This window comes from Pontimicrobium sp. MEBiC01747 (assembly GCF_053601635.1).
On the sequence record NZ_JBSHNS010000385.1, the window covers coordinates 1 to 7,475 of the forward strand.

The following is a 7,475-nucleotide window of genomic DNA, read 5'->3' on the forward strand; positions in this document are numbered from 1 at the left end:
AATTAAATTTAGCTGTATAATACCAGTTTGTAAGGGTATCTTTTTTATAGCCTAAACTAGAGTTTATCTCTATTAAATCGTCAGTTTTTCTAACATCTTGAGCTTGTTGCTTATTAATGCCATAGCGTCCAGAAATAGTACTATTCCATATTAACCCTTCTTTTTCATGCTTTAAGGAAGATAACACACCTAACAAAGCTGAAACTGAGTTAACACCTCCCGAGTTCCAATTTACAAAGGCTACTTCATTTACATCTAAGTTTACTTTATTTTTTTGAACCCAAGGTTTTTTTATTTCTAGGGTATCGTTTTTTACAGTTAAGGAATCTGTTTGTGTCGTTGCTACATTTGCACATAAAAGCAACAAAAGACATATAGCATTTCTCATTAGACTATATAAATATATTTAAAAAAGGTTAATAGTTAAATTCTCCGAATTCACTTTTAATGGTTAATTGTTTTACTTCTGAAGCTTTTACTTCTCCTATTATTTGAGCGTTTACATTGTAACGTTTAGAGATAGAAATAATTTCTTCAGCTACTTCTGGAGTTACGTATAGTTCCATTCTATGTCCACAATTAAACACTTGATACATTTCTTTCCAATCGGTTTTAGATTGTTCTTGTATTAATTTAAATAATGGTGGCACTGGAAATAAGTTATCTTTTACAATGTGTAAATTATCTACAAAATGTAAGATTTTTGTTTGCGCTCCTCCAGAGCAGTGTACCATTCCATGAATAGTATCACTATTATATTTAGATAAAATATCTTTAATTATTGGCGCATAGGTTCTTGTTGGCGATAGTACTAGTTTACCAGCGTCTAGTGGAGCATTTTCAACTGCATCTGTTAATTTCACATCTCCAGAATACACTAACTCTTTTGGTACTGCGGCATCAAAACTTTCTGGATACTTTTCTACTAAATAGTTATTAAAAACATCATGTCGGGCAGAAGTTAATCCATTACTTCCCATACCTCCATTATATTCTTTTTCATAGGTAGCTTGACCAAAACTTTCTAAACCAACAATAACATCTCCTGCTTTTATATTTGCATTATCTATAACATCGCTACGTTTCATTCTTGCAGTAACTGTAGAGTCTACTATTATTGTTCTTACTAAGTCACCTACGTCTGCTGTTTCTCCTCCTGTAGAATGTATGGTTACTCCAAAACCTTTAAGTTCTTCTATTAATTCTTCGGTTCCATTAATTATAGCAGAAAGGACTTCTCCTGTTATTAAGTTTTTATTTCTCCCTATGGTAGAGGATAGCATAATATTATCTGTAGCTCCTACACAAAGTAAGTCATCAATATTCATTATAAGAGCATCTTGCGCTATACCTTTCCATACAGAAATATCTCCTGTTTCTTTCCAATACATATACGCCAAAGCACTTTTTGTTCCTGCTCCATCTGCATGCATAATTAAACAGTAATCTTCATCGTTAGTTAAATAGTCTGGAACTATTTTACAAAAAGCTTTTGGAAACAAGCCTTTGTCTATATTTTTTATTGCATTATGCACATCTTCTTTAGATGCAGACACACCTCTTTGACTATAACGTTTACTTATTTCTGAGCTCATAATATTATGTTGTTGTGCAAATATATTTATAAAAAAAAAGCACACAAATTAATTGCATGCTTTTACTCATATTTTATATCCCAGAATGGCACATTGTTATTTAACTATTTCCAATCTGGCATCTTTGCATCTTCTACTATAGTTGTTCTAGAATCTATTATACCTATATCTAAAATTTGCATGTTTTTTTGAGACACTCCATCATTTGATGTATTTACAAAAATAAGTTTGGCTTCGTTAGGTGAAAAACGAGCATCTAAATCGTTAGTTCCTCCTGGTTTATTTATAGATACATTAGTATTTACTGTAGAGGTTATGTTATAAATAAACATATTTGTATTAAGCTGTCTATACTCTGTGTTTTCATTTTCAGAAACATCTCTAGTGTATAGTAATGTATTTCCATCAAAAGAAAAGTCTAATCCTCCTGCTGCTCCAGGCGTGCCTGTTAATATCGTTTCTTGAATAACACCCAAAGTATTTATTGTATATATTTCTACATTATATCCATCATTATTATTAGTTTTTACAGCTATTTTAGATGTGTTTTCGTTCCAATCTACTTCGGTAACAAAGTTACCATTTGCTGTTTGGTGTATTTGAGACAATGAAGCTCCTGTTGTTGTTATTTGATATAATTTATCGAAACTAGGGTATAGTATTTGTGTATCGTTACTTTTCCATGAAAAATCTATTTCCTCTAGATTAAAGCCAGTTACACTTACAGTATTGGTTACTTGAAATACGTTTGTACCATCTAAATCCATAGTGTAAATGTGTGTTTCTCCTCCATTAGATCTTAAAAACGCTATTTTATCTATTGTATTTGCTTTTCTAGGCCTCCAACTATTAGATGATGATGATGTTAATTGAAACTCGTTACCAGCTTCATCTGAAGAAAAGATAACATTATTGCCATTAATTTTTCTAGTAAAAAAGATTCTATTATCTGGGTATTGTACCGTTTTAAAATTATATACTTCGCTTAAAATAGGTTCATTAATACCATCTGAAGCTGAGACTTGCCAGAAATATTTAGTACCATATTGTAATCCAGATACCATGTAGGTTTCCTCTGTTATATCTGTAAACTCTAATACATCGGAATTTTGGTCGTTTAATAGCTTTAAGGTATAGGTTAAGGTATCGTTTTCAGGATCGCTACCAGACCATGTTAAAGTTACTGCTATTTCGGTATTTACTGTATTATCTGCTGGGCTAATTAAAGTTGGTGCATCTGGAGCATCGTTATTTGCTGTTTCTACATCTAACTCAAAAATAACAGTAGAGTTATTTTCTTCTGTTACCGTTACCGATTCGAATACCGTTAAAAACCCTTGTTTTTCTGCCTGTATGGAATAACTTTGTGTTTCTATATTTGGGATTGAAAAATTCCCGTTGGCATCTGTAAACACAATACTAGTACTAGGACTTGTACTTATTTTTACATTATCTAAAGGCTCATTATTTCCAACTGTAACGGCCTTTCCTGAAATTCCGCCTTTTCCAGTTATCGTTATTTTGTCTTCGCTACAATTAAAGCATAGCAGCAGAAATAGAGACAGACAAATGTATGTTATATTAGTTTTCATCGTTTTCAATTTTTATTAGGCTTATCCTTTAATTTAAGTTTTTGCGTTTTTTTTTATTGGCTCTATTTTTTTTCTTTAAAGCTTTTAATTCTCGCTTTGCTTCTAACTCTTTCAACTTCCCTTCATCTAATTTTTTATTTTTTCTTTTAGAAAAGTAATAGTTCACTCCAAATCCTGCTCTATAAAAGGTATCATCGCGCTTCCCTGCTTCTACAAAATCTAACTCATCACTAAACACATAGTTATAATCAACAAATAATTGTATTCCTAAGTTATTAGTTATTAAATACTCTACTCCCAACCCTGCTTGTACCTTAGGGTCTACAGAGGTAAAATAATTAGCTGCATTAACACCACCTCCTGCATAAAGGAATGGCGTAAATTCATCATAAGGTAAGATGTTATATTCTAGGTTAAAATCGAAAGACATGAAGCCTTCGTTTAACAATTCTTTATTTTCAAGATTATATTTATAATAAGTGAAATTTGTATTCAAGCTTGGGGTTAAAAAATATTTTAGACCTACTCGACTATTAAACTCTGGTTGTGGGTTTGGTAAATCGCCATCTATTAATGTAACACCCAAAGCTCCTGTTGCCGCCACTGTACCTCTGCGCTCTTTTAAATATCTGTAGTATAATGCTGTTGAGTTTGCTTCATCTTGTTCTTCTTTATAGGCGTCTATTAACTCTTTTGTTTCTTGCTCGTTTAATTGAGGGCTCCATAGGTTTGCTGCTATACCTTCTATAATAAGAGATTCCACTGCTTTTTCTATGGATTCTTTTAATGCTAATTGTACAGGTTCATTTTTTGTAAATCCAACCTCAGCTTCTAGTAGTCGTTGAAAATTTACATACTTAAATAAATTGGCTGATACTGCTTGAGATAAAATAGTTTTAGAGACATAAACGGTTTTTAAAATCTTTCCACTAGATGTAGATACTGCTCTTAAATATACTGTAATGCGATCTTGCCTATATTGAGTTGAAGTCCCTATCCCGAAATATCGAGCACCGGCTCCTCCTGTTACTATATTTGTATCGTAAGAGATAACCCCGCCTTCTAACAATATTCCTGCATATAATAACGGTGGTAATTGTGGCTCATTAGGGTTTTTATTTTTTCTATATTCATCTCTGGTAGAGCGAATAATGTTTCTTTCATTTAAAAGATTTCCTAAATTTTCTCTCTCTATTGGTGTAAACCATTTAGAGTCCTCTAGGGCTTTTATTAATATTGTTGTTGCTCCTTGAGATACGGCTGTACTAAATGTACTTCCGTTTTCTACGGCTTTGTATTGCCCTGTTTGGTCTTTAAAATTATAAACACCAGCGACTACTGGTTTTTGAGGTAACGGAAATTCTTTTAGTGTTTTTGTTACTTCGGTATTTTCTCCTAATCTTGCTTTTTGTTGGGTTATGGGCTGGTTAAAATAGGTTCCACAACTCGTTAGAATAAAAAACAAAACAACAGCGTAAATAGATTTACGAGTACATTTCATATTATTTTCAATTAGTTAATTAGTTAGGGACTATTATTTGAGTTTGCTCTCCTGTATTTGTATCTAAAATATCTACAACTAATCCTTCTGCAGATTCATAGATTTCCAATGACAACGTTCCAAAAGTAAATGTGCCTTCTTGCAAACCTTCTCCTAATTGCGTATTAAATAGCGTTCTAGACAGTTGCCCTAGCAATTGCCTATTTAAATTCTCTGAAAATTGCTCTAATTCTGACTCATCTGCATTACGTGATGTTGCATCTGGATCTGTAAAACTATTTTGGGCATTGGCCGAATTTAAAAGCCAAGTGTAATTAAATGTATCGCCTCCAAAAGCTGGATTTATTGGCTCATAAGTTAATTGTTGACTAAATCCACAATAACTTATTAATGCCAAAGCAAGCAGTGTTAGTTTTTTCATTTATTTATAGTTTAGTTGGTTATTAATAGCGTTTTATTGTTTTAGATTCTTTCTCTAATGTTTTAAAATGAACATACACTTTTTTTATTGCTACATCATTCATTTTTACCAAATAATTGTTTCTTGGTCTTACAAAAAATGAGAATATTATTTGGTCTCCAACAATAACTTCTATTTTAGTGTTAGAGCCAATTGCTAAAACTTCTTTTATGGTTACAATGTTACTCCCGTTAATATTATTTCTAGAGTATAATGCATAAAATAATCTATAAAAATCTCTCCCTGGTTTTGTTTTAGTATCTTCTACAACAATCCCCCTAAGCTCTACTCCGTCTTTAGAGCCATCGTCTACATCTTTAGATTCTTTTTCTAGTGCTTTAATTATTTTTTGTTTGGACACTGTAGTGGTGTTATCTGTTTCGTTTAATACAACTCTATCTTGTCCTATAATTTTATCATTTAGATTATAAATTAATAGCAATAAAATAATCCTATCGTCTTCATTAGCATTAATTGTGGTTGTTGCTAACTCTTTTTTTTCGTTTGGCTTTAAAACGATACGTCCATTCTGGTCATTTTTTGATCGATTTGAGTTTTTTGAATTCGTTTTTATAACAGACAATTTATACCTTAAACTCTTATTAAGTTCTGTTTTATTAAATGCTGTTCCTGTAATTTTTATAAACTCATTATTTTTATCAAGCTGTATTTTAGCTTCTACATTTTCGTTATAGCGTTTTTGAGTAAAGCCTTGTAACGAACATAAAAACAGGCTTAACAACAATAGTATTTTCTTACTGCATAACACCCTTATTTCAATTTTCATTTTTTAATTATAATTTCTTACAATTATAGTTTGGTTTTGCCCCTGCATGGAAACCTTAAGTTTCTCTGAAATAGAATTACCTCCAAAAAGTGTTAAGTTCTGGTTATTTCCTCTTTGATTTACTTCTATAGTATGTGATGCATTTTTAAATACATTAACATCTAGAACGGAATGATTATTACCTAATTGAAAAATAGATTCCTTTATAACATCACTTTTAATATTTACTGTTGCAATATTTGAATTTCCAACCTGAAAAAAATTAACATCACTACTATTTGACGTTGTATTAGAACTAATTTTATTATTATCTCCTATTTGCGAAATAAAAACTGCATTTTCGTTTGATACTGTATATGCTTCTGCTGTTTTTACAGTTTCTTGATTAAGTAAAAAATTTTGTTGCGCTTCTTTATTTTTAAACCCAGATAAAGTGGCGTCTTTTGTATTATTTTTATATGTTTGAGCTGTAGTATAGTTACTTATTGAAACAAACAATATCACTAAAACAATTTTAATTATAGTTTTCATGTTTCACTCTTTTATTTCATCAAAAGCACTGAATTACAGTAACTAAAGATAAAAAAATTAAACAATATTTTCATTATTTTATTAAAAAAGCATAAGAGCACCTCTAAAAATGCTCTTATACTAATTTTACAATTAAAACTAATAATTAATACATAGTTTTAGTCATTTTGAGTTACAGAAGACATGTTTCCGTTACCAATTTGGTTTACCGTACTGGTATGCGCTGTCCCATTTTGGTCTACTGTACTTATATTACTGTTTCCTAACTGATTAACTAAACTTGAGTGACTTACGCCATCTTGATCTACTGTACTTACATTTAAGTCTCCTGTTTGTGTTACTGTAGATAGGTTTAATGTTCCTGTTTGGCTTACTGCACTTGTATTAAAATTACCATCTTGCACAACAGAAGAACCATTAGTATCACCTGTTTGTGTTACTGTACTACCATTATTAGTTCCTGTTTGATCTACATCGGACATATTAGTGTTTCCTACTTGTATTGTAGTACTATTATTTAAATCTCCAATTTGATCAACAAAAGAGTCATTAGCATTTCCTGCTTGGCTTGTAAATTGCCCGTTATTATTTCCTATTTGAGAAACGTAAGACTCATTATCGTTTCCTTGCTGAATTGTTGTAGATCCATTAGCGTTTCCTTCTTGATAAGTAACTGCTATATTATTATCTCCTAATTGTAATACTCCACTTCCGTTATTGTTTCCTATTTGATCTGTATCACTATTATTAAAGTTTCCTGTTTGAGATGCTACGCTAAAGTTTGTATCTCCTGTTTGGTCCATGTCTGATACGTTATCGTCACCAAATTGTCCATTTCCAGCATAGTTGTCGTTTCCTGTTTGCGTTTCATCGCTAATGTTACGGTTTCCTTGTTGATTAATTCCTGCGAAGTTATCATCTCCAAATTGGTCTATATCTGCATCATTTTCATCTCCTGTTTGAATTACTAATGCTTCATTTGTATTTCCGCTTTGGTTTACATCATTAG

8 protein-coding genes are annotated in these 7,475 nt (G+C 31.4%); all 8 read right to left on the reverse strand.

From position 1 onward, the window contains the following. A partial coding sequence (locus tag ACVC2P_RS12465; protein WP_452598795.1) for a DUF3078 domain-containing protein occupies nt 1-388 on the reverse strand: 388 nt, incomplete at its 3' end. Between the two features lie 28 nt (nt 389-416). Beyond that, a complete protein-coding gene (locus ACVC2P_RS12470) occupies nt 417-1,595 on the reverse strand; it encodes an AIR synthase related protein (protein WP_452598796.1) in 1,179 nt (392 codons plus the stop codon). Between the two features lie 104 nt (nt 1,596-1,699). Next, complete coding sequence (locus ACVC2P_RS12475; RefSeq protein ID WP_452598797.1) at nt 1,700-3,187, reverse strand: carboxypeptidase regulatory-like domain-containing protein; 1,488 nt, start codon at nt 3,185-3,187, stop codon at nt 1,700-1,702. Nucleotides 3,188-3,215: 28 nt separating this feature from the next. Next, nucleotides 3,216-4,688 carry a CsgG/HfaB family protein gene (locus ACVC2P_RS12480; protein WP_452598798.1) on the reverse strand — a complete coding sequence of 491 codons (1,473 nt, stop codon included), beginning with the start codon at nt 4,686-4,688 and terminating at the stop codon, nt 3,216-3,218. Between the two features lie 19 nt (nt 4,689-4,707). Next, on the reverse strand, nt 4,708-5,109 hold the full coding sequence (locus tag ACVC2P_RS12485; protein ID WP_452598799.1) for a curli production assembly/transport component CsgF: 402 nt from the start codon (nt 5,107-5,109) through the stop codon (nt 4,708-4,710). 22 nt (nt 5,110-5,131) lie between these two features. Continuing rightward, a complete protein-coding gene (locus tag ACVC2P_RS12490; RefSeq protein WP_452598800.1) occupies nt 5,132-5,935 on the reverse strand; it encodes a CsgE family curli-type amyloid fiber assembly protein in 804 nt (267 codons plus the stop codon). A 3-nt stretch (nt 5,936-5,938) separates the two neighbouring features. Continuing rightward, nucleotides 5,939-6,466 (reverse strand): hypothetical protein, encoded by a 528-nt coding sequence (locus ACVC2P_RS12495; RefSeq protein ID WP_452598801.1) that lies wholly within the window; start codon nt 6,464-6,466, stop codon nt 5,939-5,941. Nucleotides 6,467-6,624: 158 nt separating this feature from the next. Next, the coding region (locus tag ACVC2P_RS12500) for a hypothetical protein (RefSeq protein WP_452598802.1) at nt 6,625-7,475 on the reverse strand (851 nt) is incomplete at its 5' end.

Bases quoted from the DNA above. Each gene is read 5' to 3' on its own strand.
- ACVC2P_RS12470 (WP_452598796.1), bottom strand. From the start codon at position 1,595: ATGAGCTCAGAAATAAGTAAACGTTATAGTCAAAGAGGTGTGTCTGCA.
- ACVC2P_RS12475 (WP_452598797.1), bottom strand. From the start codon at position 3,187: ATGAAAACTAATATAACATACATTTGTCTGTCTCTATTTCTGCTGCTA.
- ACVC2P_RS12480 (WP_452598798.1), bottom strand. From the start codon at position 4,688: ATGAAATGTACTCGTAAATCTATTTACGCTGTTGTTTTGTTTTTTATT.
- ACVC2P_RS12495 (WP_452598801.1), bottom strand. From the start codon at position 6,466: ATGAAAACTATAATTAAAATTGTTTTAGTGATATTGTTTGTTTCAATA.
- ACVC2P_RS12490 (WP_452598800.1), bottom strand. From the start codon at position 5,935: ATGAAAATTGAAATAAGGGTGTTATGCAGTAAGAAAATACTATTGTTG.
- ACVC2P_RS12485 (WP_452598799.1), bottom strand. From the start codon at position 5,109: ATGAAAAAACTAACACTGCTTGCTTTGGCATTAATAAGTTATTGTGGA.